Genomic DNA, 25,465 nt, shown 5'->3' on the forward strand with positions numbered 1-25,465 from the left:
CCTTAGAGCTTCATCAGTCGAGCGTCGTCGACCGAGGCCGAGTGGCGGGTACGGAAGAGCGACACGATGATCGCGAGACCGACCACGACCTCCGCGGCGGCGACGACCATCGTGAAGAACGCGATGATCTGGCCGTCGAGGTTGCCGTGCATGCGGGAGAAGGCGATCAGCGAGAGGTTGCAGGCGTTGAGCATCAGCTCGATGCACATGAACACCACGATGGCGTTCCGCCTGACCAGCACACCGGTGGCTCCGATGGTGAACAGCAGAGCCGCGAGGTAGAGGTAGTTGACCGGGTTCACTGCTGGGCCTCCTCCGCCCGCGTGAGCTCCGTGGACCCGCCGCGGCGCGGCCGCGGGGGCTCCACCGGGGTCCGCTCGAGCCGCTCGTTGGACCGCTGCTCCAGCGCCCGCAGGTCCGCGATGGCCTCCGTGGAGACGTCACGGATCTGGCCGCGCTCGCGCAGCGTGGCGCTGACCGTCAGCTCCGAGGGGGTGCCGTCGGGCAGCAGGCCCGCGATGTCGACCGCGTTGTGGCGGGCGTAGACGCCGGGGGCGGGCAGCGGCGGGAGGTGCTCGCCCTTGCGGACGCGCTCCTCGGCCAGCTCCTTCTGGGTCTTGGCCCGCTCGGTGCGCTCCCGGTGGGTGAGCACCATCGCGCCGACCGCCGCCGTGATCAGCAGCGCGCCGGTGATCTCGAAGGCGAAGACGTACTTGCCGAACAGCAGGGCCGCCAGGCCCTGGATGTTGCCGCCGGAGTTGGCGGCGGCCAGTCCCTCGAACTCGGTGACGGCCGCGTTGCCGATGCCGCCGACGAGCAGCGCGCCGAAGCCGAGACCGCACAGCAGGGCCAGCCAGCGCTGGCCCTTGATGGTCTCCTTCAGCGAGTCCGCCGCCGTGACGCCGACCAGCATCACCACGAACAGGAACAGCATCATGATCGCGCCGGTGTAGACGACGATCTGCACGATGCCCAGGAAGTACGCGCCGTTGGCCAGGAAGAACACCGCGAGGACGATCATCGTGCCGGCCAGGCAGAGGGCGCTGTGCACCGCCCTGCGCATGAAGACCGTGCACAGGGCACCGATCACCGCGACCGTGCCGAGGATCCAGAACTGCACGGCCTCGCCGGTGGAGGTGGTGTAGGCGGCAAGAGCGTTCACGCCCCCACCTCCTGCTGGGCCGTGGGCTGCGTGTCCGCGTCCTGGGTGGCCTCTTCCGGCTTCTCGCCCTGGGAGACCGCGACCTGCCGGACCGTGCCGGGGGCGGCCTCGGTGACCAGGCCCCGGTAGTAGTCCTGCTCGTCGGTGCCCGGGAAGATGGAGTGCGGCGTGTCGACCATGCCCTCCTCGAGCCCGGCCAGCAGCTGTTCCTTGGTGTAGATCAGGTTCTGCCGGGACAGGTCGGCGAGCTCGAAGTCGTTGGTCATGGTCAGCGCCCGCGTCGGGCACGCCTCGATGCACAGACCGCAGAGGATGCAGCGGGCGTAGTTGATCTGGTAGACGCGGCCGTACCGCTCGCCGGGCGAGTAGCGCTCCTCGTCGGTGTTGTCCGCGCCCTCCACGTAGATCGCGTCGGCGGGACACGCCCAGGCGCACAGCTCGCAGCCGACGCACTTCTCCAGGCCGTCCGGATGGCGGTTGAGCTGGTGCCGTCCGTGGAACCGCGGGGCCGTGGTCTTCTTCTGCTCCGGGTACTGCTCGGTCAGCCGCTTCTTGAACATGGCCTTGAAGGTCACGCCGAAGCCGGCCACGGGATTCATGAAGCCCGGTTTCGTGTCACCGGGGTTCTGCTGTTCCTCAGCCATCGGACGCCTCCTTTCCATCCAGAGATCCGTCACGGGGTCCGTCACTGAGAGTGTCCGTCCCGCCACTGACAACGAGCTCCCGCTCGGTGCGCGAGCGGCGCCGCGGCACCGGGGGCAGCTGCTGTCCGGGCAGCGGGGGCACCGGGAATCCGCCCGCCATGGGGTCGAAGGCGGCGGGGCCGCCGGCGGAGGCGTCCTCCTTCGGCGCGCGCCGTTCACGGAGCGTGTCGACGACCAGCGAGATCAGCAGCAGCGCGATGATCGCCGCGGCCACGTAGAGGGCGATGTCGGTGAACCCGTAGCCCTCGTTGCGCAGCGCCCGCATGGTGGCCACGACCATCAGCCAGACCACCGAGACCGGGATGAGGACCTTCCAGCCGAGCTTCATCAGCTGGTCGTACCGGACGCGGGGCAGCGAGCCGCGCAGCCAGATGAAGAGGAAGAGCAGCAGCTGCACCTTGAGGACGAACCAGAGCATCGGCCACCAGCCGTGGTTCGCGCCCTCCCAGAAGGAGCTGATCGGGTACGGGGCCCGCCAGCCGCCCAGGAAGAGCGTGGTGGCGACCGCCGAGACCGTCACCATGTTCACGTACTCGGCGAGCATGAACATCGCGAACTTGATGGAGGAGTACTCGGTGTTGAAGCCGCCGACCAGGTCGCCCTCGGACTCCGGCATGTCGAACGGGGCCCGGTTGGTCTCGCCGACCATGGTCACGATGTAGAGGATGAACGAGACCGGCAGCAGCACGATGAACCAGCGGTCCTCCTGCTGGGCCACGATCTCCGAGGTGGACATCGACCCGGAGTAGAGGAACACCGAGGCGAAGGCGGCGCCCATGGCGATCTCGTAGGAGATCATCTGCGCGCAGGAGCGCAGGCCGCCCAGCAGCGGGTAGGTCGAGCCGGAGCTCCAGCCGGCCAGCACGATGCCGTAGATGCCCACCGAGGCGACCGCCAGGATGTACAGCATCGCGATCGGCAGGTCCGTCAGCTGCATGGTGGTGCGCTGGCCGAAGATGGAGACCTCGTTGCCCGGCGGGCCGAACGGGATCACCGCGATGGCCATGAAGGCGGGGATCGCGGCGACGATCGGCGCCAGGACGTACACCACCTTGTCGGCCCGGCGGACGATCACGTCCTCCTTGAGCATCAGCTTCACGCCGTCGGCCAGGGACTGCAGCAGTCCCCAGGGGCCGTGGCGGTTGGGACCGACGCGCAACTGCATCCAGGCGACGACCTTGCGCTCCCAGACGATGGCGAAGAGCACCGTCACCATCAGGAAGGCGAAGCAGAAGACGGCCTTGACGACGACCAGCCACCAGGGGTCCTGGCCGAACATCGAGAGGTCTTCCGCGGCGAGCGGCGTGAGGTTCGGGTTCACGCTTCGGCCTCCTCGGCGGTACCGGGGGCCTCGGCGGCGAGGGTCGCCGGGCCGACGCGGACCAGGGCGCCGGGCAGCGCCCCGGTGTCGGAGGCGACGCCGCCCCCGGTGGAGTTGAGCGGCAGCCAGACCACCCGGTCGGGCATCGCGGTCACCGTCAGCGGCAGCGCGACGCTGCCCGCGGGGCCGGTGACGGCCACCAGGTCGCCGTCCTTGACGCCGGCCTCGGCGGCGGTGGCGGCGGAGAGCCGCACGGTCGCCGCGTGCCGGGTGCCGGCCAGGGCGTCGTCGCCCTGCTGGAGCACGCCCAGGTCGAGCAGGAGCCGGTGCCCGGCGAGCACCGCCTCGCCCGCGGCGGGGCGGGGCAGTTCGGCGGGGACGGCGGCCGGGCCCTCGGGGCGCTGCCCCTCCCACACGCCGAGCCGGTCGATCTCCGCACGGGTGGTGCGCAGGTCGGGCAGGCCCAGGTGGCGGTCCATGGCGTCGGCCAGCATGTGCAGCACCCTGCTGTCCGCGGGGTGGTGGCGGGTGGTCGTCTGGTCGGGCTTGAGCGCGGTGTCGAACGGCCGCACCCGGCCCTCCCAGTTGACGAAGGCGCCGGCCTTCTCGGCGACGGCGGCCACCGGCAGCACCACGTCGGCGTGGTCGGTGACCTCGCTCGGCCGTAGTTCCAGGGAGACCAGGAAGCCCACCTCGGCGAGCGCGCGCCGCGCGAGCGCCGGGTCCGGCAGGTCGGCGACCTCGACGCCGGCGACGACCAGCGCGGCCAGTTCGCCCTCGGCCGCCGCGTCGAGCATCCGGGCGGTGTCGCGGCCCGGGCGCTCCGGCAGGACGGCGGTCCCCCAGGCGGCGGCCACCTCGCGGCGGGCCTGCGGGTCGTGGGCGGGGCGTCCGCCGGGCAGCAGCCCGGGCAGCGCGCCCGCCTCGATCGCGCCGCGCTCACCGGCCCGGCGCGGGATCCACACCAGCCGGGCGCCGGTGGCGGTGGCGGCCCGGACGGCGGCGGTGAGCGCGCCGGGCACGGCCGCGAGCCGCTCGCCGACCAGGATCACCGCGCCCTCGGCGCGCAGCGCCTCGGCCACCTTGGGGGCGTCGCCCTCCAGGCCGGTGCCGTCGGCGAGCGCCTCCAGCCAGGCCGTCTCGGTGCCCGGGGCGGCCGGCAGCAGGGTGCCGCCCGCCTTGGTGAGGCCCCGGGTGGCGTGGCTCGCCAGCGAGAACACCTTCTGGCCGTGCTTGCGCCAGGCCTTGCGGAGCCGCAGGAAGACGCCGGGGGCCTCCTCCTCCGCCTCGAAGCCGGCCAGCAGCACGGCGGGCGCCTGCTCCAGCGTCGTGTACGTGAGGCCCGTGCCGTCGAGGCCGACACCGCGTCCGGCGACCCGGGAGGCGAGGAAGACGGTCTCCTCGTCGCTGTGCACCCGGGCGCGGAAGTCGATGTCGTTGGTGTCCAGCGCGATCCGGGCGAACTTGGAGTACGCGTAGGCGTCCTCGACGGTGAGCCGTCCGCCGGTGAGCACGCCGGCCCGGCCGCGCGCCGCGTTCAGCCCGCGGGCCGCCGCCTCCAGCGCCTCCGGCCAGGAGGCCGGCTCCAGCACCCCGTCGGCGTTGCGCACCAGCGGCGAGGCCAGGCGGTCGCGCTGCTGGGCGTAGCGGAAGGCGAAGCGGCCCTTGTCGCAGATCCACTCCTCGTTGACCTGCGGGTCGTCCGCGGCGAGCCGGCGCATCACCTTGCCGCGCCGGTGGTCGGTGCGGGTGGCGCAGCCGCCCGCGCAGTGCTCGCAGACCGAGGGGCTGGAGATGAGGTCGAACGGGCGGGCCCGGAACCGGTAGGCGGCCGAGGTGAGCGCGCCGACCGGGCAGATCTGGATGGTGTTGCCGGAGAAGTACGACTCGAACGGGTCGCCCGCGCCGGTGCCGACCTGCTGCAGCGCGCCCCGCTCGATCAGTTCGATCATCGGGTCGCCCGCGACCTGGTTGGAGAAGCGGGTGCAGCGGGCGCAGAGCACGCAGCGCTCGCGGTCCAGCAGCACCTGGGTGGAGATCGGGACCGGCTTCTCGTAGGTGCGCTTGTGGCCCTCGAAGCGGGACTCGGCGTCGCCGTGCGACATCGCCTGGTTCTGCAGGGGGCACTCGCCGCCCTTGTCGCAGACCGGGCAGTCCAGGGGGTGGTTGATGAGCAGCAGCTCCATCACCCCCTTCTGCGCCTTCTCGGCGACCGGGGAGGTGAGCTGCGTCTTCACCACCATGCCGTCGGTGCAGGTGATGGTGCAGGAGGCCATCGGCTTGCGCTGGCCCTCCACCTCGACGATGCACTGGCGGCAGGCGCCGGCCGGGTCGAGGAGCGGGTGGTCGCAGAACCGGGGGATCTCGATGCCGAGCTGCTCGGCGGCCCGGATGACCAGGGTGCCCTTGGGCACGCTGATCTCCACGCCGTCGACGGTCAGCGTGACGAGGTCCTCGGCGGGCGCGGCCCCGGCTCCCTTGCCGCCGCCGGAGGGAGCACTGGTCGGCGCTGTCATGCGTTCACCTCCAGGTGCTTGTCCGCCCAGGCGGTGGACTTCGCCGGGTCGAAGGGGCAGCCGCGCCCCGTGATGTGCTCCTCGTACTCGTCGCGGAAGTACTTGAGGGAGGAGAAGATCGGCGAGGCGGCGCCGTCGCCGAGGGCGCAGAAGGACTTGCCGTTGATGTTGTCGGCGATGTCGTTGAGCTTGTCGAGGTCGGACAGGGCGCCCTTGCCGGCCTCGATGTCGCGCATCAGCTGGACCAGCCAGTAGGTGCCCTCGCGGCAGGGGGTGCACTTGCCGCAGGACTCGTGCGCGTAGAACTCGGTCCAGCGGGTGACGGCGCGGACCACGCAGGTGGTCTCGTCGAAGCACTGCAGGGCCTTGGTGCCGAGCATGGAGCCGGCCGCTCCGACGCCCTCGTAGTCCAGCGGGACGTCGAGGTGCTCGTCGGTGAGGAGCGGGGTGGAGGAGCCGCCGGGCGTCCAGAACTTGAGGCGGTGGCCGGGCCGCATGCCGCCGCTCATGTCGAGCAGCTGGCGCAGTGTGATCCCGAGCGGGGCCTCGTACTGGCCGGGGTTGGCGACGTGGCCGCTGAGCGAGTACAGCGTGAAGCCCGGGGACTTCTCGCTGCCCATGGAGCGGAACCAGTCCTTGCCGTGGTGCAGGATCGCGGGAACCGAGGCGATGGACTCCACGTTGTTCACCACGGTGGGGCACGCGTAGAGGCCGGCGACCGCGGGGAAGGGCGGGCGCAGCCTGGGCTGGCCGCGGCGTCCCTCCAGCGAGTCGAGCAGGGCCGTCTCCTCGCCGCAGATGTACGCGCCCGCGCCCGCGTGGACGGTGATGTCGAGGTCCAGGCCGCTGCCCAGGGCGTTCTCGCCGAGGTAGCCGGCCGCGTAGGCCTCGCGCACGGCGGAGTGCAGCCGCCGCAGCACGGGGACGACCTCGCCGCGCAGGTAGATGAAGGCGTGCGAGGAGCGGATCGCGTAGCAGGCGATGATCATTCCCTCGATGAGGGAGTGCGGGTTGGCGTAGAGGAGCGGGATGTCCTTGCAGGTGCCGGGCTCGGACTCGTCGGCGTTGACGACGAGGTAGTGCGGCTTGCCGTCGCCCTGGGGGATGAACTGCCACTTCATCCCGGTGGGGAAGCCGGCGCCGCCGCGGCCGCGCAGCCCGGAGTCCTTGACGTAGGCGATGACCTCGTCGGGGGTCATCGTCAGGGCCTTGCGGAGCCCTTCGTAGCCCTCGTGCCGCCGGTAGACGTCCAGGGTCCAGGAGCGGTCCTCGTCCCAGAACGCCGACAGCACGGGAGCGAGCAGCTTGTCCGGGCTCGTCTCGTTGAGCTCTCCGGTCGCCACGCTCATCACTCCCCCTCCTCTTCTTCGGCACGGCGGCCGCCGCCGGCCACGGGACCTGACGGGTGGGCCGGGTCGGACGCCGAGGTGGTGCTCGGCGCGTCGTGCGAGCTGGGGTGCGCCGCGGGCGAGGGGCCGGTGCGGGGCCCGTCGTCGAAGGCGGCGCCGTGCCTGCCCTCGCCGTCGTGTCCGGCGGCGTCGCGGGGGTGCACCACGCGGGGGCCGAGCGGCAGTCCCTTGGCGAGGCGGAGCCCGGCGAGGGACGCGGGGCCGGCGCTGCCGCCCGACTCGACGGCGCCGGGGCGCTCGTCGGGGAAGCCGGCCAGGATGCGGGCCGTCTCCTTGAAGGTGCACATCGGCGCGCCGCGGGTCGGTGTCACCGGGCGGCCCGCGATCAGGTCGTCGACGAGCTGCCGGGCGGTGGCCGGGGTCATGTTGTCGAAGAACTCCCAGTTGACCATCACCACGGGGGCGAAGTCGCAGGCCGCGTTGCACTCGATGTGCTCCAGCGTGACCTTGCCGTCGGCGGTGGTGCCGTTGTTGGTGACGCCCAGGTGCTCCTGGAGCTCCTCGAAGATGGCGTCGCCGCCCATCACCGCGCAGAGCGTGTTGGTGCAGACGCCCACCTGGTAGTCGCCGCTCGGCCGGCGGCGGTACATGCTGTAGAAGGTGGCGACCGCGGTCACCTCGGCGGTGGTGAGGTCCAGCGTCTCGGCGCAGAACCGCATCCCGGTGCGGGTGACGTGGCCTTCCTCCGACTGCACCAGGTGCAGCATCGGGAGCAGCGCCGAGCGGGAGTCCGGGTAGCGGGCGATGATCTCGCGCGCGTCGGCCTCCAGCCGGGCCCGCACGTCCTCCGGGTAGTCCGGGGCGGGCAGTTGGGGCATGCCCAGCCCGACCGCCTCGGTGCCCTGGGAAGGTGTGGTGGTCACCGGTCGACGCCTCCCATCACGGGGTCGATGGACGCGACGGCGACGATGACGTCGGCGACCTGGCCGCCCTCGCACATCGCCGCCATGGCCTGCAGGTTGGTGAAGGACGGGTCGCGGAAGTGGACCCGGAAGGGGCGGGTGCCGCCGTCGGAGACGACGTGCACGCCCAGTTCGCCCTTGGGCGACTCGACGGCCGTGTAGGCCTGGCCGGGCGGGACCCGGAAGCCCTCGGTGACCAGCTTGAAGTGGTGGATCAGGGCCTCCATGGAGGTGCCCATGATCTTCCGGATGTGGTCGAGGGAGTTGCCGAGCCCGTCGGGGCCGAGCGCCAGCTGGGCCGGCCAGGCGATCTTCTTGTCGGCGACCATCACCGGTCCCGGCGCCAGCCGGTCCAGGCACTGTTCGACGATGTGCAGCGACTGGCGCATCTCCTCCAGCCGGATCAGGAACCGGCCGTAGGAGTCGCAGGTGTCGGCGGTCGGGACCTCGAAGTCGTAGGTCTCGTAGCCGCAGTACGGCTGCGTCTTGCGCAGGTCGTGCGGGAGGCCGGTGGAGCGCAGGATCGGGCCGGTGGCGCCGAGCGCCATGCAGCCGGCCAGGTCCAGGTGGCCGATGTCCTCCATGCGCGCCTTGAAGATGGGGTTCCCGGTGGCGAGCTTGTCGTACTCCGGGAGGTTCTTCCGCAGCTTCTTGATCGCCTCGCGGATCTGGTCGACGGCGCCGGGCGGGAGGTCCTGGGCGAGCCCGCCGGGACGGATGAACGCGTGGTTCATGCGCAGGCCGGTGATCAGCTCGTAGAGGTCCAGGATGATCTCGCGGTCGCGGAAGCCGTAGATCATGATCGTGGTGGAGCCCAGCTCCATGCCGCCGGTGGCGATGCACACCAGGTGGGAGGAGAGCCGGTTGAGCTCCATCAGCAGGACGCGGATGATCGTCGCCCGGTCGGGTACCTGGTCCTCGATGCCGAGGAGCTTCTCCACCGCGAGGCAGTAGGCCGTCTCGTTGAAGAAGGACGTCAGGTAGTCCATGCGGGTGACGAAGGTGGTGCCCTGGGTCCACGTCCGGTACTCGAGGTTCTTCTCGATGCCGGTGTGCAGGTAGCCGATGCCGCAGCGGGCCTCGGTGACCGTCTCGCCCTCGATCTCGAGGATCAGGCGGAGCACCCCGTGGGTGGACGGGTGCTGGGGACCCATGTTGACGACGATGCGCTCGTCGTCGGCCTTGGCGGCAGCCTCGACGACCTCGTCCCAGTCGCCGCCGGTGACCGTGTAGACCTTGCCCTCGGTGGTGTCGCGGGCTGTTGCCGACTGCGTGCTCATGAGTAGGACCTCCGCTGGTCCGGAGCCGGGATCTGGGCGCCCTTGTACTCGACGGGGATGCCGCCGAGGGGGTAGTCCTTGCGCTGCGGATGGCCCTGCCAGTCGTCCGGCATCATGATCCGCGTCAGTGCCGGGTGACCGTCGAAGACGATGCCGAAGAAGTCGTACGTCTCGCGCTCGTGCCAGTCGTTGGTCGGGTAGACCGGCACCAGCGACGGGATCCGCGGGTCGGCGTCGGGCGCGCTGACCTCCAGCCGGATCAGCCGGTTGTGGGTGATCGACCGCAGGTGGTACACGGCGTGCAGCTCGCGGCCCTTGTCGTGCGGGTAGTGCACGCCGCTGACGCCGGTGCACAGCTCGAAGCGCAGCGCCGGGTCGTCGCGCAGGGTGCGGGCGACCCGGAGCAGGTGCTCGCGCTCGATGTGGAAGGTGAGCTCGCCCCGGTCGACGACGGTGCGCTCGATGGCGTTGTCCGGCAGCAGGCCCTGCTCCTCCAGGGCGCCCTCCAGCTCGTCCGCCACCTCGTCGAACCAGCCGCCGTAGGGGCGGGACGACGGGCCGGGGAGCCGGACGGGGCGGACCAGGCCGCCGTAGCCGGAGGTGTCGCCGCCGTTGTTCGCGCCGAACATGCCGCGCTGCACGCGGATCTGCTCGCCGTGGTCCCCCCGCTGTCCGGGGAGGTTGGAGGCGGACAGCTCCTTCTCCGGGTTGGGCTCGTGGTGCCGGTCGGGTTCTTTGGCGTCGCTCATCGCAGGAGGCCCTTCATCTCGATGGTCGGCAGGGCCTTCAGCGCCGCCTCCTCCGCCTCCCGGGCCGCCTCCTCGGCGTTCACGCCGATCTTGGAGGTGCGCACCTTCTCGTGGAGCTTGAGAATCGCGTCCATCAGCATCTCCGGCCGCGGCGGGCAGCCGGGGAGATAGATGTCGACCGGCACGATGTGGTCGACGCCCTGCACGATCGCGTAGTTGTTGAACATGCCGCCCGACGAGGCGCAGACGCCCATCGAGATCACCCACTTGGGGTTGGGCATCTGGTCGTAGACCTGACGCAGGACGGGCGCCATCTTCTGGCTCACCCGGCCGGCCACGATCATCAGGTCGGCCTGGCGCGGCGATCCGCGGAAGACCTCCATGCCGAACCTCGCCAGGTCGTACCGGCCCGCGCCCGTCGTCATCATCTCGATGGCGCAGCAGGCAAGACCGAACGTGGCGGGGAACATGGATGACTTGCGCACCCAGCCCGCGGCCTGCTCGACGGTGGTCAGCAGAAATCCGCTCGGCAGCTTTTCCTCGAGTCCCATGTCTCTCAGCCCCTCAGGCCCCGCGGGCCTATCGGTCCCAGTCCAGGCCGCCGCGCCGCCACACGTAGGCGTACGCGACGAAGACGGTGAGCACGAAGAGCAGCATCTCGACGAGCCCGAAGATCCCCAGGGCGTCGAAGGAGACCGCCCACGGGTAGAGGAAGACGATCTCGATGTCGAAGATGATGAAGAGCATCGCCGTCAGGTAGTACTTGATGGGGAATCGCCCACCGCCGGCCGGTTGAGGGGTCGGCTCGATACCGCACTCGTACGCCTCGAGCTTGGCTCGGTTGTATCGCTTTGGACCGATAAGCGTGGCCATGACCACGGAGAAGATCGCAAAGCCTGCCCCGAGGGCTCCCAGTACGAGGATGGGCGCATACGCGTTCACCGCTCCTCGCTCCTCTCAGTCGGCACTGGACTGCTGGCGCTTGCACACCGGATCCGCTTCCTGCCTCTGCGTGTTCGCGAAGATCGAGAACATGTGAAGCAGGTCACAAGCCCGGCTGCTCCGCATCTTATGCCTGGTGGTCTGTGATCTGCGACACGCGATACGAGACGGTCTTTGTGATCTCTGCCACCCGCGAGGGGTTCAACGGGCCGGAACGGCTTGGATCTTGACGCTGACCGCACACAACTGATCACATGAAGTGACAAGTTGGCTCGTCGCCGCAGGCCAGAGGGCGCGTCTCTATATCAAGAGGCTTACCGTGCATGCAAATTCGCGATGATCGTTGATCATTGATATAAGCGAGCGCTCTCCCGCGAAGCCGGGGGACGCGCCTCCCGGAGGCGCCGGCTCCGCCCCGCGACCGGCGCCCGGCGTGTGCGCGCGTTCACGAGCGACACAGGAAGATCACAACAGTGACCTCTCCGTGACCTCCGCCACATCGGCGTGGCGCTTCCAGGCCCTCGAGTTGGCGAACTCGTGCACGGATGGTAAGCGAGGGCAAATCGGGCGTAACGACGGAAGTCCATGCTCAGGGCCTCGCACGACTGTGCCCGTTTTGACCTTTTCGGGGCCAATATCCGTTCCCCGGAAGCGACTTCGGGGGCGTCGGGCGCCAAATGTGGCGGACGGCACGATTGTTGAAGGCGGGGTGATCCCCTGGTAGGTCTGGGTGCCATGTCCCAGACCGCTCACATACGCAGCCACCGGAAGCCCCGCCGCAGCGCATCGAAGATCGCGATGCGCGCCGGGGTCGCCGGTGGCGTTCTCAGCACCCTGGCCGTGGCCGGCGCCTCGGGTACGGCGACTGCGGCCGAGCCCGTGACGCAGACGCTGGAACTCCCCACGCTCACGGCGGACCTCTCCAGCGAGGTCGCCCGCTCCGCGGAGGCCACCGCGTCGGCCGCCGCGACCTACGAGCTCCAGGCGGAGCGTGACGCCGCCGCCGAGCGCGCCGCCGACCTGGCCGAGCGCAACCTCAAGAAGGCGAAGGCGGAGGCCGAGGCGCAGCAGAAGGCCGAGGAGGAGGCCGCCCGCGAGGCCGCCGAGCGCGCCTCCCGCGACTCCTCCCGCGAGAGCCTCACCACCACGGCCGCCTCCGCCTCCTCTTCCTCCTCCAACAGCTCCACCGCCGCGACCGGTTCCGCCGCCGCCGTGGTCGCCTTCGCCAAGGCGCAGGTCGGCGACGCGTACGTCTCCGGTGGCACCGGTCCCAACTCCTGGGACTGCTCCGGCCTCGTGCAGGCCGCCTACAAGCAGGTCAACGTCAACCTGCCGCGCGTCTCCCAGAGCCAGTCCGTGGCCGGCACCCAGGTCTCGCTGAGCAACCTGCAGCCGGGCGACATCCTGTACTGGGGTGGCGCGGGCAGCGCGTACCACGTGGGCATCTACGTGGGCGGCGGCCAGTTCGTCGGCGCGCAGAACTCCGGCACCGGCGTGGTCCAGGCGTCCCTGGACTACGACCCGCCGTCCGGCGCGGTCCGCGTCCTCTGACGTCCGTCCCCACCCACGCGTAGCACGGCGAAGGGCCGCAGCCTCCAGGCTGCGGCCCTTCGCCGTGTGCTTCTGCCGCGTGTCAGGCCACGGTGGCTCCGGCCGTCCGGCGGCGGAGCAGGTAGAGGCCCGCGCCGAGCGCCACGAGCAGCAGCGCGCCGCCGCCGATGAGCAGGACGCCGCCCGCGCCGGTGGAGGCGAGTCCGCCGGCGGTGTCGCCCTCGTCCTGGCCGCCGCCGCCCTGGGCGCCGCCGTCGTCGTCGCCGCCGGCGGTGCCGCCGTCGCCCTCACCCTCGCCCTGGCCGCCGTCGCCGCCCTCGCCGGGCGCCTCGTCACCGGTGCCGTTGACCACGATCCAGGCGGTGTCGTTCGACGGGTCGGAGTCGGGGCGGCCGCCGTCGGGGAGGGCCGCCTTGCCCTTGGCGCCCGCCACCACCTCGTCGATGCGCAGTTCGAACGGCAGGTCGAAGGAGGCGTCGGGAAGCATCGGCGTGGCGACCGAGCAGAAGTACTCGCGCCGGTCCTCGACGTTGGCCTGGCGGCAGTTGGCCGGGGCCTTCGTCACCGTGGTGCCCTCCGGCGTCCCCACCGTGAACCGGATGGGCTCGCCGCCCGAGCGGAGCGAGCTGATCCAGGCCGGGCCGTTGTTGCGGAAGCCCAGCTCGGCCGTGACGGTGTCGCCCTTGGCGCCCTTCACCGAGGCGCCGGTCAGCTCCAGGTCGATGGGCGTGTTGGTCGGGAAGTCCAGCTCGGTGTAGGTGGCGTAGTCGCCGGCGTCGGCGCCGGGGACCTCGCGCAGGGTCAGCTCCGGGCCGTCGCCGGGCGTCCCGGCGCCGCCGGTCGTGCCGGGGACGAAGCGGTAGTTGACGATGTCGAACGCCGCGTAGTCACGGGTGCCGATCTCCATGGGCGCCGACAGCTCGTACGCCGCGCCGGCCGTGAAGGTGCCGGGGAAGACGCAGACCACGTCGGTCCCCTGGCGGAGCAGCGAGCCGGTGGTGGTCTCGGTGTAGGTGCAGTTGCGGTACCGCTGCTCGAAGAGCAGACCGTGGCTGCCGTGGACGGTGAGCACGGCGCCCTTGCCGTCCTGGCCGCCGGCGTTGCGGAAGCCCAGCGGGGCCTTCAGGGTGTCACCGGCCGCGAAGCCCTCGGGCTCGGTGAGCGTGCGGCCCTTGTACGCCGCACCGCCGACCCGCACCTCGATGTCCTGCGGGGTGAAGGTCAGGTTCTCGCCCTCGCCCGTGATGCGGACGGTGCCGGTGTCGCCGGACTCACTGCGGGAGTTGGCGTTGAACTCGATGCCGCCGAGCTCGTTGTAGTACTCGCCCGCGTAGACCTCCCAGCCGTCGCAGACCGCGACCATGTCCTCCACGTCGCAGTTGTGCAGGTCCTCCCAGTCGACCGAGGCGACGCCCTCCAGGTCGCTGGCGTCGACGGTCACCGTGAAGTCCGCGTAACGGACCGGGTAGATGACGCCTTCCTCGTCCGGCTCGGGCTCCTCACCGGGGCCCTTGAAGCCGATGGTGACCTGCGGCCCCTGCATGCCCTCCGCGTGGTCGGCGAGGTCGACGTCCACCTGGGTCTTGCTCGCGGTGATCGGGAGGGTGAGCGGGGCCTCGTCCTCGGCCTGGGCGGTTCCCGCGAGACCGCCGGTCAGCAGGACGGCGGCGGCCAGCAGACCGACCGCTCCGCGGGGGCCCAAGGGCCGTCGGGCCGATGAGTTCATGAGGGACAACCTTTTCGCCGAAGGGGCGCACCGGGTGGTGCGTACACCCGGTCCGACCGGCCACAACCGCCCCCGGTTGCTCAGGAGTTCGTCACGAACGCATCACGCTCGGGGGACCAGCTTCGTCAGGCCGCCGAGCACGCGGTCGACGGCGTCCCCGCCGGTCGGGTCCGTCAGGTTGTTGACCAGGCGGAACGCGATCCTCATCAACTGCGGGTGGGACAGCCCTCGTTCGGTGGCCAGGCGCATCAGCCGCGGCCGGCCGATCAGCTTCACGAAGGCCCGGCCCAGCGTGTAGTAGCCCCCGTAGGTGTCCTTCATGACGCGCGGGTAGTGGCGCAGCGCCGCCTCGCGCCCCTCCGCGGTGCGGCGGGCGCGGGCCTGGGTGACGACCTCGGCCGCGGTGCGCCCGGATTCCATCGCATAGGCGATGCCCTCGCCGTTGAACGGGTTGACGGCGCCCGCCGCGTCGCCGGCCAGGAGCAGGCCGTCCGCGTAGTGGGGCTGCCGGTTGAAGCCCATGGGCAGCGCCGCGCCGCGGATCGGGCCCGTCATGTTCTCCGGCGTGAAGCCCCAGTCCTCGGGCAGCCCGGCGCACCAGGTGCGCAGGATCCCGCGCCAGTCCGGCTCCCGGTACGGCAGCGAGGCGTCCAGGACGCCCAGGCCCACGTTGCAGGTGCCGTCGCCCATGCCGAAGACCCAGGCGTAGCCGGGCAGCAGCCGCCCCTCGGGACCGGGCCGGTCCGGCAGCTCCAGCCAGGACTCCAGGTAGTCGTCGTCGTGCCGCGGGCTGGTGAAGTAGGTGCGCACCGCGACGCCCATCGGCCGGTCGTGGCGGCGGTGCAGGCCCATGCCCAGGGAGAGCCGGCTGGAGTTGCCGTCGGCGGCCACCACCAGCGGGGCCCGGTAGGTCACCGGGTGCTTGTCCTCGCCCAGCGTGGCGTGCACGCCGGTGATCCGGCCGGTGCGGTCGTCGCGGACCGGGCCGGTGACGGTGCAGCGCTCGGTCAGCCGGGCGCCCGCCTTCTGCGCCTGGCGGGCCAGCCGCTCGTCGAAGTCGTCGCGCCGCCGCACCAGGCCGTGGTCCGGGAAGGTGGCGAGCTGCGGCCAGTCCAGTTCCATGCGCATCCCGCCGGAGATCACCCGCAGGCCCTTGTTCCGCAGCCAGCCCGCCTCCGGGGAGATGTCGATCCCCATGGCGACCAACTGCTTGACGGCGCGCGGTGTGAGGCCGTCGCCGCACACCTTCTCGCGCGGGAACGCGGTCTTCTCCAGGAGCAGGACGTCCAGTCCGGCACGCGCCAGGTGGTAGGCGGCGGTCGCACCGGAGGGACCCGCGCCGACCACGATCACGTCGGCGGTGTCGGAGGGCGGCTCGGTCACAGCGGAATCTCCCCGGGATCGAGGGTGCCGACGGGGCTGGTCCTGGGCAGTCTATGCAGCGACCATCCGTCTCCGGCCGAAGGACGTACCTGTGAACACGACGCTTCCCGCGGTGAGACTGCGCGTGCCGACCGAGGAGGACGCCTGGGCCTGGCACGCACTCTTCGACGACCCGGAGGTCATGAAGTTCCTCGGCGGGGCCTCCAAGGAGCTCTCCGCCTACCACGAGAGCACGGCCCGCCAGCGCCGGAACGCGGCCGAGCACGGCTTCTGCTTCTGGTCGGTGCTCAACGAGGACGACGAGGTGATGGGGTTCACCGGTGCCCAGCCCTGGCCCTGGGGGTGGGGTCCCGCGGTCGGCGAGATCGAGATCGGCTGGCGGCTGGGCCGCGCGTACTGGGGCCGCGGCTATGTGACCGCCGCGGCGCTGGAGACGCTGGACCGGGTGCGGGAGGCCGGCGTCGGGTCGGTGGTGGCGATGGTCGACGCGGAGAACGCGCGGTCCGCCGCGGTCGCCCGGCGCCTCGGCATGGACCTCGCCCGGCGGTTCGTCACCCCCGCACCGCAGCGGGAGGGCCACATGTACCGGCTGGACCTGACCTGACGACCGGCGGCTTCCCCGGGGCGGCGGCAACTTGGCAGGATGCGGCGACGCACCTCCCCGGCCGAAGGACCCCTGTCATGAACCGACCGCTCCCCGCCGTGCGACTCCGTGTCCCGACCGAGGAGGACGCCGTGGCATGGCACGCCCTCTTCGACGACCCGGAGGTCATGGAGTTCTTCGGCGGCAAACCGGCGCCGCTCGCCGCCTACGAACGGGCCACCGCCCGCCAGCGGGACTACGCCGAGCGGTACGGCTTCTGCCTGTGGTCCGTGCTCGACGAGGACGACCGGGTGATGGGCTTCGTCGGCGCGCAGCCGTGGGGGCAGGACTGGGGCCCGGACGCCGAGCAGATCGAGGTGGCCTGGCGCATGGGCCGCGCGTACTGGGGCCGCGGGTACGTGACCGCCGCGGCCGTGGAGACGCTGGAGCGGATCCGGGAGGCCGGCGTCGGGACGGTGATCGCCATGGTCGACGCGGAGAACGCGCGGTCCGTCGCGGTGACCCGGCGTCTCGGCATGGAGTTCGCCGAGGGGCTCGTCGCGCCGGAGACGGGGCGGGACTGGAACATGTACCGGCTCGACCTGGCGTGACACCGGGCCGGGCGGAGGGCCCGGCCGGGGGCCCGCCGGGGTCGTGCCGCGGCGGGCCTCCGGGCGTTCAGCCGCGGGGACGGGCGAACCGGGCGGCGACGGCGGCGGGCCCGAGGATCCACAGGATGCCCAGCAGGGCGGCGAGTCCGAGGTCCAGGCCGGCCTCGAGCAGCGTCCGGGTGCCGGTGACGCCGCTGAGGATCTCGCCGGGCAGTCCCTCCAGGTCGGCGACCTCGCTGGTCACACCTCCGCACGCGGCGAGCAGCAGGAACAGGACGAGGACCAGGCCCCCGGCCAGCAGTGCCTCACGGGGCTCGGCGGAGCGGCGGGCGACCACCCATCCGATCAGCAGGGAGCAGAGCAGCCCGAGGGCGAGGGCGCCCAGGGCGAGACCCGTGCCGTCGTCCGCGAGCTCGGAGAGCCCGTAGGTCCACTCGCCCCCGCGGTCGCCGCGGGCGGCGAACGCCCAGCCCTCGCCGTGGACCGGGACCGCCCAGGAGAGCCCGAGCAGGTGGACCGCGAGGTTGGGCAGCAGCGCCAGCAGGGCGGCGCCCTCCTCGGCGTTCGGCGGGGCTCCGTCCACGGGCACCACCTCGGTGAGCACCAGGACGAGCAGCACCAGGGCGACCGCCGCGCACAGCGCCAGGACGGCGGCCGTGGCCCGCACGGCCGTCCCGCCGGCCCGCAGCAGCAGGTCGGCCCCGGGCCGTCCGGCGCGCCACGACGCGAGCCCGTCGCGGCCGGCGATCAGGGCGACCACGACGAAGGTGACCACCAGCGCGGACAGGAACGCGCGGAAGGGGGAGACCTCGAAGGTCGCCCCGTCCCAGCTGCCGGAGTTCGCGAACAGGGCCAGCAGCAGCGCGCCGAGGCCGGCCGGCAGGGCGGTGCGGAGGGCGGCCTCCAGGGCGGGGGCGGGTCCGGCGGGGCGTCCCGGCGCGGTTCCGGCCACCGCCGCCGCGCGGGTGGCCGTGCGGGCGCGGAGGATGCGGCCGGCCAGCCACAGCCCCAGCAGCCACAGGGCGGTGGCCGTGTAGGGGACGCCCGAGACGTTCAGCGCGTAGTCGTCCGGCGCGAACAGCGAGAAGCCGTCGCCCTGCTGCCGGACCTCCAGGCCGCCGACACCGAGGCCCAGCAGGAGCAGGGCCAGGATGCCGCGGATCCCGCCGACCGCTTCGCCAGCGGAGTCGCCGCCGGTGATCTGGAGCACGACGCCGACGACCACCGCGGTCCCCAGCAGCAGCCCCACCGGGATCAGCGCGCCCAACGCCGCGCCGGCCCAGTCACCCCCGACGAACCGCTCCACGAACCCGTGCCCGTGCGCCGCCGGCCCCGGAGCACCGGGGGGCGGCGGCGGGGTGCGGGGTGCGGGGGGCGTCGGCGGGGCGGGCGGCGGCGGTCCCGCGGGGGCCGGGGGGTCGGTCGGCGCGGGCGGGGTGGCGGGCCCGGGCGGCACCGTCGGCTGCGGAGGGGCAGTGGGCGCGGGGGGCGCGGGCTGCTCGGGCGAAGCCGCGCCGGCCGGGGGCGTGCTCGGCTCCGGCGGGGTGGCGGGCCCGGGCGGCACCGTCGGCTGCGGCGAGGCGGCGGGCGCCGGGGGCGCGGGCTGCCCGGGCGACGCGGCGGACCCGGGCGCCGTGTTCGGCCGCGGCGGGGCTGCGGGGGCCGGGGGCTCGGTCGGCTCCGGCGACACGGCGGAGGCCGGGGGCGGCGTCAACTCGGGCGACGCGGCGGACCCGGGCGGCTGCGGCGGCTCCGGGGGCGTGGTGGCACCGGGCGGCTGCGGCGGCTCAGGCGGGGCGGAGGCACCAGGCGGCTGCGGCGGCTCCGGAGGGGCGGAGGCACCAGGCGGCTGCGGTGGCTCGGGGGGTGTGACCGGGCTGGGGGCGGGTGGGGCGGAGGGGTCGCCGGGCGGTGGGCCCGGGGGCGGGCCCTCGATCACCGGCGCGGCACAGCGCGAGCAGAAACGAGCCCCGTCGGGCCCCGGGATACGGCATCTCGGGCAGAACGTAGCCATGGGTACCACCCATCCTGGAGGACTGGACTGCCCCTTCGGACACCGGGACGTACCCCGTCAGTTCCCCAACATCCGCGCCGGGTAACGGCGTTGGCCGGCCCCTCAGACCCGCTTGAAACCCCGGTGCAGGGCCACGATGCCGCCCGTGAGGTTCCGCCACGCCACCTCGCCCCAACCGGCCTTGACCAGTCGGGAGGCCAGCGTCGGCTGGTCGGGCCACTCCTGGATCGACTCGGCCAGGTAGACGTACGCGTCCGGGTTGGAGGAGACCGCCCGGGCCACCGGCGGGAGCGCCTTCATCAGGTACTCCATGTACACGGTGCGGAACGGGGCCCACACGGGCCGGCTGAACTCGCTGATGACCACGCGCCCGCCGGGCCTGGTCACCCGGAACATCTCGGCGAGCGCGGCGTCGGTGTCGTGCACGTTGCGCAGGCCGAAGGAGATGGTGACGGCGTCGAAGGTGTCGTCCTTGAACGGCAGCCTGGTGGCGTCGCCCGCGGTGAACGGCATCCACGGGTGGCGTTCCTTGCCGACCCGCAGCATGCCGAGGGAGAAGTCGCACGGCACCACGTAGGCGCCGGCCTCCGCGAACGGCTGCGAGGAGGTGGCCGTGCCGGCGGCGAGGTCGAGCACCTTCTGTCCCGGCCGGGCGTCCACCGCCCGGGCGACCTCCTTGCGCCAGAGCCGGGCCTGGCCCAGGGACAGCACGTCGTTGGTGAGGTCGTACCGCTTCGCCACGCCGTCGAACATCGAGGCGACTTCGTGCGGCTGCTTGTCCAGGGATGCGCGGGTCACGCCGCCCATTGTTGCAGCCGCCCTCCCACCCGGGACCGACGCCCCGTCCATCAGCGGCGGCGGAAGAGCAGGCGGCCGTGGAGGACGGTGGCGACGCAGGTGGACGCGCCCCGTTCGGCGAGGGCGGCCTCGTCGGGGACGTCGAAGACCGCGAAGGTGGCGTCCGCGCCGTCGAGGGCGAAGGGCGGGCCGTAGGCCTCGGCCGGGGTCCGCCCGGCGAGCGGGTCCAGCGAGGGCGGCCCCCCTGGTACCGCGAACCGTTCCTCGGAACCGGAAACGGGAACGAGGCCGACGCGGTCGACGGCGTCGAGCGCGCCCGGCCGCCGGAGGGCGCCGGCCACGGCCACCGTGCCGTGGGCCAGCATCCGCTGCACGCCGCGGCGGGCGCTCGCGGACCACCGGGCGTCGGTCATCTCCAGGGCGGTCAGCCGTTCCCCGGCCAGCGGCTCGGTCCCCAGTTCGTCCGCCTCGCGCGGGTCCGGGTGGTAGGTGCCCTCCAGCAGCTCGGGGCCGTGCGGGTTGACCAGGCCGGGCGTGATGATCCCGGGCCAGCGCCGCACCCGTGCGGCCGGGTGGGCCGCGACGACCTCCTCGTACGGCCCGACGCTGACGACCGTGCGGCCCTCCACCAGCACCGCGCCCCGGGGTACGGGCGGCCGCCGGTCCCCCGTCACCAGGAGCTCGGCGGCGTGGATGGTCGGCACCGTGGCGTCGTCCCTCAGCCCGCGTCGACGATCTGCAGCTCCGGGTGGGCGATGCCGCGCTCGATCGCCGTGGAGGAGATGTGCGAGGTGACGCGGTCGCCGTCGCCCGGGTCGTTCGCCGGGTCGTCGTGCACCGCGAGGTGCTCGTACGTCGTCGCGCGCTGCGCGGGGACGCGGTCCGCGGCGCGGATCAGGTCGATGATCTCCTGCCGGTTGGAGCGGTGGCGGGCGCCCGCCGAGGAGACCACGTTCTCCTCCAGCATGATCGAGCCCAGGTCGTCCGCGCCGTAGTGCAGGGAGAGCTGGCCGGCCTCCTTGCCGGTGGTCAGCCAGGAGCCCTGGATGTGGGTGACGTTGTCCAGGAAGAGGCGGGCCACGGCGATCATCCGGAGGTACTCGAAGAGCGTCGCCTGGGTGCGGCCCTTCAGGTGGTTGTTCTCCGGCTGGTACGTGTACGGGATGAACGCGCGGAAGCCCCCGGTGCGGTCCTGCACCTCGCGGATCATCCGCAGGTGCTCGATCCGCTCGGCGTAGGTCTCGCCAGTGCCCATCAGCATGGTCGTCGTCGACTCGACGCCGAGGCGGTGGGCGGTCTCCATGATCTCCAGCCAGCGCTCGCCGCTCTCCTTCAGCGGGGCGATCGCCTTGCGCGGCCGCGCGGGCAGCAGCTCGGCGCCGGCGCCGGCGAAGGAGTCCAGGCCGGCCTGGTGGATCCGGGTGATGGCCTCCTCGACGGAGACCTTGGAGATCCGGGCCATGTGCTCGACCTCGGAGGCGCCGAGGCTGTGGATGACCAGCTGCGGGAAGGCGTCCTTGATGGCCTTGAAGTGCGACTCGTAGTACTCGACGCCGTAGTCCGGGTGGTGCCCGCCCTGGAACATGATCTGGGTGCCGCCCAGTTCGACCGTCTCCGCGCAGCGGCGCAGGATGTCGTCGAGGTCGCGGGTCCAGCCCTTCTTGGTGTCCTTCGGGGCCGCGTAGAAGGCGCAGAACTTGCACGCGGTGACGCACACGTTCGTGTAGTTGATGTTGCGCTCGATGATGTACGTCGCGATGTGCTCGATACCGGCGAACTTCCGGCGGCGGACGGCGTCGGCGGCCTGGCCGAGGGCGTGCAGCGGGGCGTCCCGGAGGAGGGCGACCGCCTCCTCGGGGGTGATCCGCCCACCATCGGCGGCACGGTCGAGCACAGACTGAAGTTCGGCCTTCTCGGTCACCGATGCGTCCCTTTCGTCAAGGGTTTGGACGGACCGCCTCAGCCTACGCCAGCCCCTCACCGGCCCCGCCGGAGCCTCCGGGCACCTTGCGGCCACCGCCTGCCGCCGTGCGCCGGGGAGGTGGGGTCAGGCCGCCCGGGCGGCGGCGAGGAGGGTGAGGTGGGTGCCCAGGAGCAGGGCGGGGCCGAAGGGGTACTCGGTGCGGCGGCCGGCGCGGCGGAGGGCGACCAGGGCGAGGCCCTGGAGGCCGCCGAGGAGGATGCCGAGGAAGGCGCCCAGGATCACGGCGCCCCAGCCGTACCAGCCGAGGACGGCGCCGGCGGTGAGGGCGAGCTTGACGTCGCCGAAGCCCATGCCCGCCGGGCTGACCAGGTGGAGCACCAGGTAACCGCCGGCCAGCGCGAGGGCGCCGAGCACCGCGCCGGTCCACCGGCCCGCGTGCCCGGGCAGGAGCGCGGCGGCCCCCAGCAGCGAGAGGGCGGCCCCGGCCAGCGGCAGGGTCAGCACGTCGGGCAGGCGGTGGACCCGGAGGTCGACGGCGGCCAGCAGCACGCCCACGGGGGTCAGCAGCAGCCAGACGAGGAGTTCCGGGCGCGGCCCGGTCGCGGCGGCGAGGGCCCCGCACAGAGCGGCGGTGACCAGGGGCAGCGTCACCCCGCCCCCGCCGTACGGCCCGGCGCAGCCACCGCACCGGGCGGTGCCGAGCCAGCCGGCCAGCGCGTGCCCGTCGGGGCAGTCGGCCCGCCACGGCAGCCCCGGCTCCACCGCCAGCCGGTACGCGGGCCTCGCCAGCGGCAGCCCCGCCACCGCCCCCCACCCCGCCGCCACCAGCACCAGCAGCCACAGCTCGGTCGTCACCCACCCAGCCTAGGCCGGGGAACGGTCAGGGAAGGGGCCCTGCGGATTCCGGGCCGCGGGCCGGGCTCCCCGCTCCGCTCCTACGGCTCCAGCAGGTTGACCCGTACGTCTGCCGGGAAGCCCGTGGTGGGGCCGACGCGGCGGGCGAACTCGGTGACCGCGCCGAGCTGTTCGGGGCCGAAGCGGAAGTCGAGGGTGGTGAAGTACCGCTCCAGGAGTTCGGCGTCGAAGGCCTCCCAGCGGGCGGCCTGCTCGGCGACCTTGGTGACCTCCTCCAGGGAGAGGTCGCGGGAGGCGAGGAACGCCTCGTGGACGCGGCGGGTGAGCTCCGGCTCGCGCTCGAGGTAGTCGCGCCGCGCGGCCCAGACGGCGAAGACGAACGGCAGGCCCGTCCACTCCTTCCACAGCGCGCCCAGGTCGTGCACGGCCAGACCGAGCCGCGGCGCGTCGTGCAGGCTGGCCCGCAGGGCCGCGTCGCCGATCAGCACCGCGGCGTCCGCCTCCAGCATCATCGCGCCCAGGTCCGGCGGGCAGGTGAAGTACTCGGGGGTGACGCCGAAACGGTCCTGCAGCAGGAGCTGGGCCAGCCGCACCGAGGTCCGGGAGGTGGAGCCCAGGGCGACGCGGGCGCCGTCGAGCTGCTCCAGCGGGAGCTGGGAGACGATCACGCAGGACATCACGGGTCCGTCGCAGCCGACCGCGATGTCCGGGAAGGCGACCAGTTCGTCGGCGTTCTTCAGGAATTCGACGAGCGTGACCGGGCCGATGTCCAGGTCGCCCGCGACCAGTTTCTCGCTGAGCTTCTCCGGGGTGTCCTTGGTCAGCTCCAGATTGAGGAGCGTGCCTGTTCTCGCGAGCCCCCAGTAGAGGGGCAGGCAGTTCAGGAACTGGATGTGGCCGACGCGCGGCCGGATGCGAGAATTGTCCACATCGCGAGACTAGACCCCGTCCGGCGCAACCCGGCGCTCAGGGTGTGCCCGCGCGCGCCCGCGTACCTCGTGCCCGCGCCACGACCGGCACCGCCCCCGCTCACCCGCACGGCCCAACCCGACCGTCAACCCCGATCTGCGGGTTTTATGCACACGGGTGACGTGATCTTGCCCTCTCTTGCGTCCGGGCCCTCGCGTGCTAGGCTCGCAGCAAGTTGCAGTTTGGTTTCCCTTGCAGTACAGAGCCTGCGGAGCATGTGACCGCGGGCTCTCGTCGTTTTCAGACTTGTGCAGTTGTTTCGGACACTTGCAGGATCTGGAGCAGGGCAACCCTTTGGGCCCAAGGAGGGCTTATGGCTACCGGAACCGTGAAGTGGTTCAACGCCGAAAAGGGCTTTGGCTTCATCGCCCAGGAAGGCGGAGGCCCCGACGTCTTCGTCCACTACTCCGCGATCAACGCGAGCGGCTTCCGCTCCCTCGAGGAGAACCAGGCGGTGACCTTCGACGTGACCCAGGGTCCGAAGGGCCCGCAGGCGGAGAACGTCACCCCGCAGTAAGCCTCCGGCTCGAAGAGAGCCCGATGCTCTGCTCCGGTTGAGTTGATTCCGGAACGAGTGCAGTACCCAAGGAGCCCCCTGCCGGCCTTCGCCGGCGTCCGGGGGCTCCTGCCTTTTTCCGGCTCCCGCCTCGGGGGCTCCTGCCGTCTCCGGCGCTCAGGCCCGTTCGAGGATGGCCGTGACGCCCTGCCCGCCGGCCGCGCAGACGGAGATCAGGCCGCGGCCCGGCCCGTCCCGCTCGGCCAGCAGCTTGGCCAGCGTGGCGACCACCCGGGCGCCGGTCGCGGCGAAGGGGTGACCGGTGGCCAGCGAGGACCCGGCCACGTTCAGCCGGTCGCGGTCGACCGGGGCCAGGCCCCGCTTCTCCCAGGCGGCCAGCGTGGCCAGCACCTGCGAGGCGAAGGCCTCGTGGATCTCGATCAGGTCGAAGTCCTCGATGCCCAGCCCGGCCCGCTCCAGCATCCGCGGCACCGCGTGGGCCGGGGCCATCAGCAGCCCGTCCTCGCCGTCGGCGACGTCGCCGTGCACGAAGTCCACGGCGGCCGTCTCGTAGGCCGTCAGGTAGGCCAGCGGCTCCAGGCCCTGCGCCTCGGCCCACTCCTCGCTCGCCAGCAGCACGGTGGCCGCGCCGTCGGTGAGCGGCGTGGAGTTGCCCGCCGTCATGGTGGGCTCCGGCCCGTCCAGGCCGAAGACCGGCTCGAGGGTGGCCAGCTTCTCCACCGTGGAGCCGGGCCGCAGGTTCTGGTCGCGGGCCAGGCCCCGGAAGGGCACCACCAGGTCCTGGAAGAGGCCCCGTTCGTAGGCCGCGGCCAGCTTGCGGTGGCTCGCCGCGGCCAGTTCGTCCTGCGCCTCGCGGGTGACACCCCAGGCCCGCGCGGTGATCGCCGCGTGCTCGCCCATGGAGAGGCGGGTGCGGGGCTCGGCGTTGCGCGGGATGTCGGGGACCAGGTGGGAGGGGCGCACCCGGGACAGCGCCTTGAGCCGGGCGCCGGCGGACTTCGCCCGGCGGGCCTCCAGCAGGATCTTCCGCAGCCGGTCGTTGAGCCCCAGCGGGGCGTCGCTGGCGGTGTCGGCGCCGCCCGCCACGCCGGACTCCAGCTGGCCCAGCATGATCTTGTTGGCCACGGCGATCACGGCCTGGAGGCCGGTGCCGCACGCCTGCTGGATGTCGTAGGCGGGCGTCCTGGGATCCAGCCGCGAGCCCAGGACCGTCTCCCGGGCCAGGTTGAAGTCGCGGCTGTGCTTGAGGACCGCCCCGGCCACGAACTCGCCGACCGCGCCCGGCCCGTGGAGGCCGTACCGCTCGACCAGCCCGTCCAGGGCGGCCGTCAGCATGTCCTGGTTGGAGGCGGTGGCGTAGGGGCCGTCGGAGCGGGCGAACGGAATGCGCGTGCCGCCCACGACGGCGACGCGCCGGGTCGCCGGGGGCTGGGGGGAATCGGTCATCTCTGCCTGCTCCTTACCTCGAGCCTGGTGCCGCCCGGGCCTCGGCGGCGCTCACGCACCGGTCCAGCGACCGGGGCTTACCCATCGAGCCTTACCATCGGTA

The 25,465-nt window shown here is 72.5% G+C and carries 24 protein-coding genes; 4 read left to right on the top strand and 20 right to left on the bottom strand.

The features are described from left to right. Positions 1 to 2: 2 nt before the first annotated feature. From nuoK to ACWD3O_RS04525, 11 genes are read right to left on the bottom strand one after another with little or no spacing between them, the layout of a single operon-like run. On the bottom strand, positions 3 to 302 hold the full coding sequence (gene nuoK / locus ACWD3O_RS04475) for an NADH-quinone oxidoreductase subunit NuoK (protein WP_108954875.1): 300 nt from the start codon (positions 300 to 302) through the stop codon (positions 3 to 5). Further along, positions 299 to 1,162: an NADH-quinone oxidoreductase subunit J gene (locus ACWD3O_RS04480; protein WP_451410620.1), complete on the bottom strand. Its 864-nt coding sequence runs from the start codon at positions 1,160 to 1,162 to the stop codon at positions 299 to 301. The genes nuoK and ACWD3O_RS04480 overlap by 4 nt, the downstream gene beginning before the upstream one ends. Continuing rightward, positions 1,159 to 1,806 carry an NADH-quinone oxidoreductase subunit NuoI gene (gene nuoI / locus ACWD3O_RS04485; protein WP_356128466.1) on the bottom strand — a complete coding sequence of 216 codons (648 nt, stop codon included), beginning with the start codon at positions 1,804 to 1,806 and terminating at the stop codon, positions 1,159 to 1,161. The genes ACWD3O_RS04480 and nuoI overlap by 4 nt, the downstream gene beginning before the upstream one ends. Further along, positions 1,799 to 3,145 (bottom strand): NADH-quinone oxidoreductase subunit NuoH, encoded by a 1,347-nt coding sequence (gene nuoH, locus ACWD3O_RS04490; RefSeq protein WP_451410668.1) that lies wholly within the window; start codon positions 3,143 to 3,145, stop codon positions 1,799 to 1,801. The genes nuoI and nuoH overlap by 8 nt, the downstream gene beginning before the upstream one ends. Before the next feature lie 38 nt (positions 3,146 to 3,183). After that, entirely contained in the window at positions 3,184 to 5,703 is a 2,520-nt protein-coding gene (locus tag ACWD3O_RS04495) for an NADH-quinone oxidoreductase subunit G (protein WP_451414804.1), read from the bottom strand. Continuing rightward, positions 5,700 to 7,052: an NADH-quinone oxidoreductase subunit NuoF gene (gene nuoF, locus ACWD3O_RS04500; protein WP_451410622.1), complete on the bottom strand. Its 1,353-nt coding sequence runs from the start codon at positions 7,050 to 7,052 to the stop codon at positions 5,700 to 5,702. The genes ACWD3O_RS04495 and nuoF overlap by 4 nt, the downstream gene beginning before the upstream one ends. Beyond that, positions 7,052 to 7,930: an NADH-quinone oxidoreductase subunit NuoE gene (nuoE, locus tag ACWD3O_RS04505; RefSeq protein WP_451410669.1), complete on the bottom strand. Its 879-nt coding sequence runs from the start codon at positions 7,928 to 7,930 to the stop codon at positions 7,052 to 7,054. Before nuoE ends, nuoF begins: the two co-directional genes overlap by 1 nt. Positions 7,931 to 7,971: 41 nt before the next feature. Beyond that, a complete protein-coding gene (locus ACWD3O_RS04510; RefSeq protein WP_356128458.1) occupies positions 7,972 to 9,294 on the bottom strand; it encodes an NADH-quinone oxidoreductase subunit D in 1,323 nt (440 codons plus the stop codon). Beyond that, on the bottom strand, positions 9,291 to 10,043 hold the full coding sequence (locus tag ACWD3O_RS04515) for an NADH-quinone oxidoreductase subunit C (RefSeq protein WP_451410623.1): 753 nt from the start codon (positions 10,041 to 10,043) through the stop codon (positions 9,291 to 9,293). The genes ACWD3O_RS04510 and ACWD3O_RS04515 overlap by 4 nt, the downstream gene beginning before the upstream one ends. Next, entirely contained in the window at positions 10,040 to 10,594 is a 555-nt protein-coding gene (locus ACWD3O_RS04520; protein ID WP_356128452.1) for a NuoB/complex I 20 kDa subunit family protein, read from the bottom strand. The genes ACWD3O_RS04515 and ACWD3O_RS04520 overlap by 4 nt, the downstream gene beginning before the upstream one ends. Positions 10,595 to 10,622: 28 nt before the next feature. Beyond that, positions 10,623 to 10,985 carry an NADH-quinone oxidoreductase subunit A gene (locus ACWD3O_RS04525; RefSeq protein ID WP_451410624.1) on the bottom strand — a complete coding sequence of 121 codons (363 nt, stop codon included), beginning with the start codon at positions 10,983 to 10,985 and terminating at the stop codon, positions 10,623 to 10,625. A 735-nt stretch (positions 10,986 to 11,720) separates the two neighbouring features. Here ACWD3O_RS04525 and ACWD3O_RS04530 point away from each other — a divergent pair. Then, positions 11,721 to 12,536: a C40 family peptidase gene (locus ACWD3O_RS04530; protein WP_451410625.1), complete on the top strand. Its 816-nt coding sequence runs from the start codon at positions 11,721 to 11,723 to the stop codon at positions 12,534 to 12,536. An 82-nt stretch (positions 12,537 to 12,618) separates the two neighbouring features. Here the strand turns inward: ACWD3O_RS04530 and ACWD3O_RS04535 are convergent, their stop codons facing one another. Continuing rightward, entirely contained in the window at positions 12,619 to 14,262 is a 1,644-nt protein-coding gene (locus ACWD3O_RS04535) for a hypothetical protein (RefSeq protein WP_451410626.1), read from the bottom strand. A 102-nt stretch (positions 14,263 to 14,364) separates the two neighbouring features. Further along, complete coding sequence (locus ACWD3O_RS04540) at positions 14,365 to 15,645, bottom strand: geranylgeranyl reductase family protein (RefSeq protein ID WP_451410627.1); 1,281 nt, start codon at positions 15,643 to 15,645, stop codon at positions 14,365 to 14,367. Between the two features lie 91 nt (positions 15,646 to 15,736). Here ACWD3O_RS04540 and ACWD3O_RS04545 point away from each other — a divergent pair, with 91 nt between their 5' ends. Continuing rightward, complete coding sequence (locus ACWD3O_RS04545; RefSeq protein WP_451414805.1) at positions 15,737 to 16,249, top strand: GNAT family N-acetyltransferase; 513 nt, start codon at positions 15,737 to 15,739, stop codon at positions 16,247 to 16,249. 77 nt (positions 16,250 to 16,326) lie between these two features. Continuing rightward, a complete protein-coding gene (locus tag ACWD3O_RS04550; protein WP_451410629.1) occupies positions 16,327 to 16,839 on the top strand; it encodes a GNAT family N-acetyltransferase in 513 nt (170 codons plus the stop codon). Positions 16,840 to 16,906: 67 nt separating this feature from the next. On the opposite strand, the gene ACWD3O_RS04555 is transcribed toward ACWD3O_RS04550, so the two are convergent. The 6 genes from ACWD3O_RS04555 to ACWD3O_RS04580 all read right to left on the bottom strand — a co-directional run bounded on the left by ACWD3O_RS04555 (position 16,907) and on the right by ACWD3O_RS04580 (position 23,359). After that, positions 16,907 to 18,145, bottom strand: coding sequence for a hypothetical protein (locus ACWD3O_RS04555; protein ID WP_451414806.1), 1,239 nt, complete (start codon positions 18,143 to 18,145; stop codon positions 16,907 to 16,909). Positions 18,146 to 18,955: 810 nt separating this feature from the next. Then, positions 18,956 to 19,651 (bottom strand): demethylmenaquinone methyltransferase, encoded by a 696-nt coding sequence (locus ACWD3O_RS04560; RefSeq protein ID WP_451414807.1) that lies wholly within the window; start codon positions 19,649 to 19,651, stop codon positions 18,956 to 18,958. A 50-nt stretch (positions 19,652 to 19,701) separates the two neighbouring features. Beyond that, complete coding sequence (locus ACWD3O_RS04565; RefSeq protein WP_451414808.1) at positions 19,702 to 20,355, bottom strand: imidazolonepropionase-like domain-containing protein; 654 nt, start codon at positions 20,353 to 20,355, stop codon at positions 19,702 to 19,704. 14 nt (positions 20,356 to 20,369) lie between these two features. Further along, positions 20,370 to 21,572, bottom strand: a complete 1,203-nt coding sequence (gene mqnC / locus ACWD3O_RS04570; RefSeq protein ID WP_451410633.1) for a cyclic dehypoxanthinyl futalosine synthase — start codon at positions 21,570 to 21,572, stop codon at positions 20,370 to 20,372. Between the two features lie 126 nt (positions 21,573 to 21,698). Continuing rightward, positions 21,699 to 22,430 carry a prepilin peptidase gene (locus tag ACWD3O_RS04575; protein ID WP_451410634.1) on the bottom strand — a complete coding sequence of 244 codons (732 nt, stop codon included), beginning with the start codon at positions 22,428 to 22,430 and terminating at the stop codon, positions 21,699 to 21,701. A gap of 80 nt (positions 22,431 to 22,510) precedes the next feature. After that, the gene (locus ACWD3O_RS04580) at positions 22,511 to 23,359 is read right to left on the bottom strand and encodes a menaquinone biosynthetic enzyme MqnA/MqnD family protein (protein ID WP_451414809.1); all 849 of its coding nucleotides are present in this window, start codon (positions 23,357 to 23,359) and stop codon (positions 22,511 to 22,513) included. A 353-nt stretch (positions 23,360 to 23,712) separates the two neighbouring features. Here ACWD3O_RS04580 and ACWD3O_RS04585 point away from each other — a divergent pair, with 353 nt between their 5' ends. Then, the gene (locus tag ACWD3O_RS04585; RefSeq protein WP_108954893.1) at positions 23,713 to 23,916 is read left to right on the top strand and encodes a cold-shock protein; all 204 of its coding nucleotides are present in this window, start codon (positions 23,713 to 23,715) and stop codon (positions 23,914 to 23,916) included. Between the two features lie 156 nt (positions 23,917 to 24,072). On the opposite strand, the gene ACWD3O_RS04590 is transcribed toward ACWD3O_RS04585, so the two are convergent. Continuing rightward, positions 24,073 to 25,362, bottom strand: coding sequence for an acetyl-CoA C-acetyltransferase (locus ACWD3O_RS04590; protein WP_451414810.1), 1,290 nt, complete (start codon positions 25,360 to 25,362; stop codon positions 24,073 to 24,075). Positions 25,363 to 25,465 lie beyond the last annotated feature (103 nt).

The organism is Streptomyces sp. NPDC002640 (assembly GCF_053592575.1).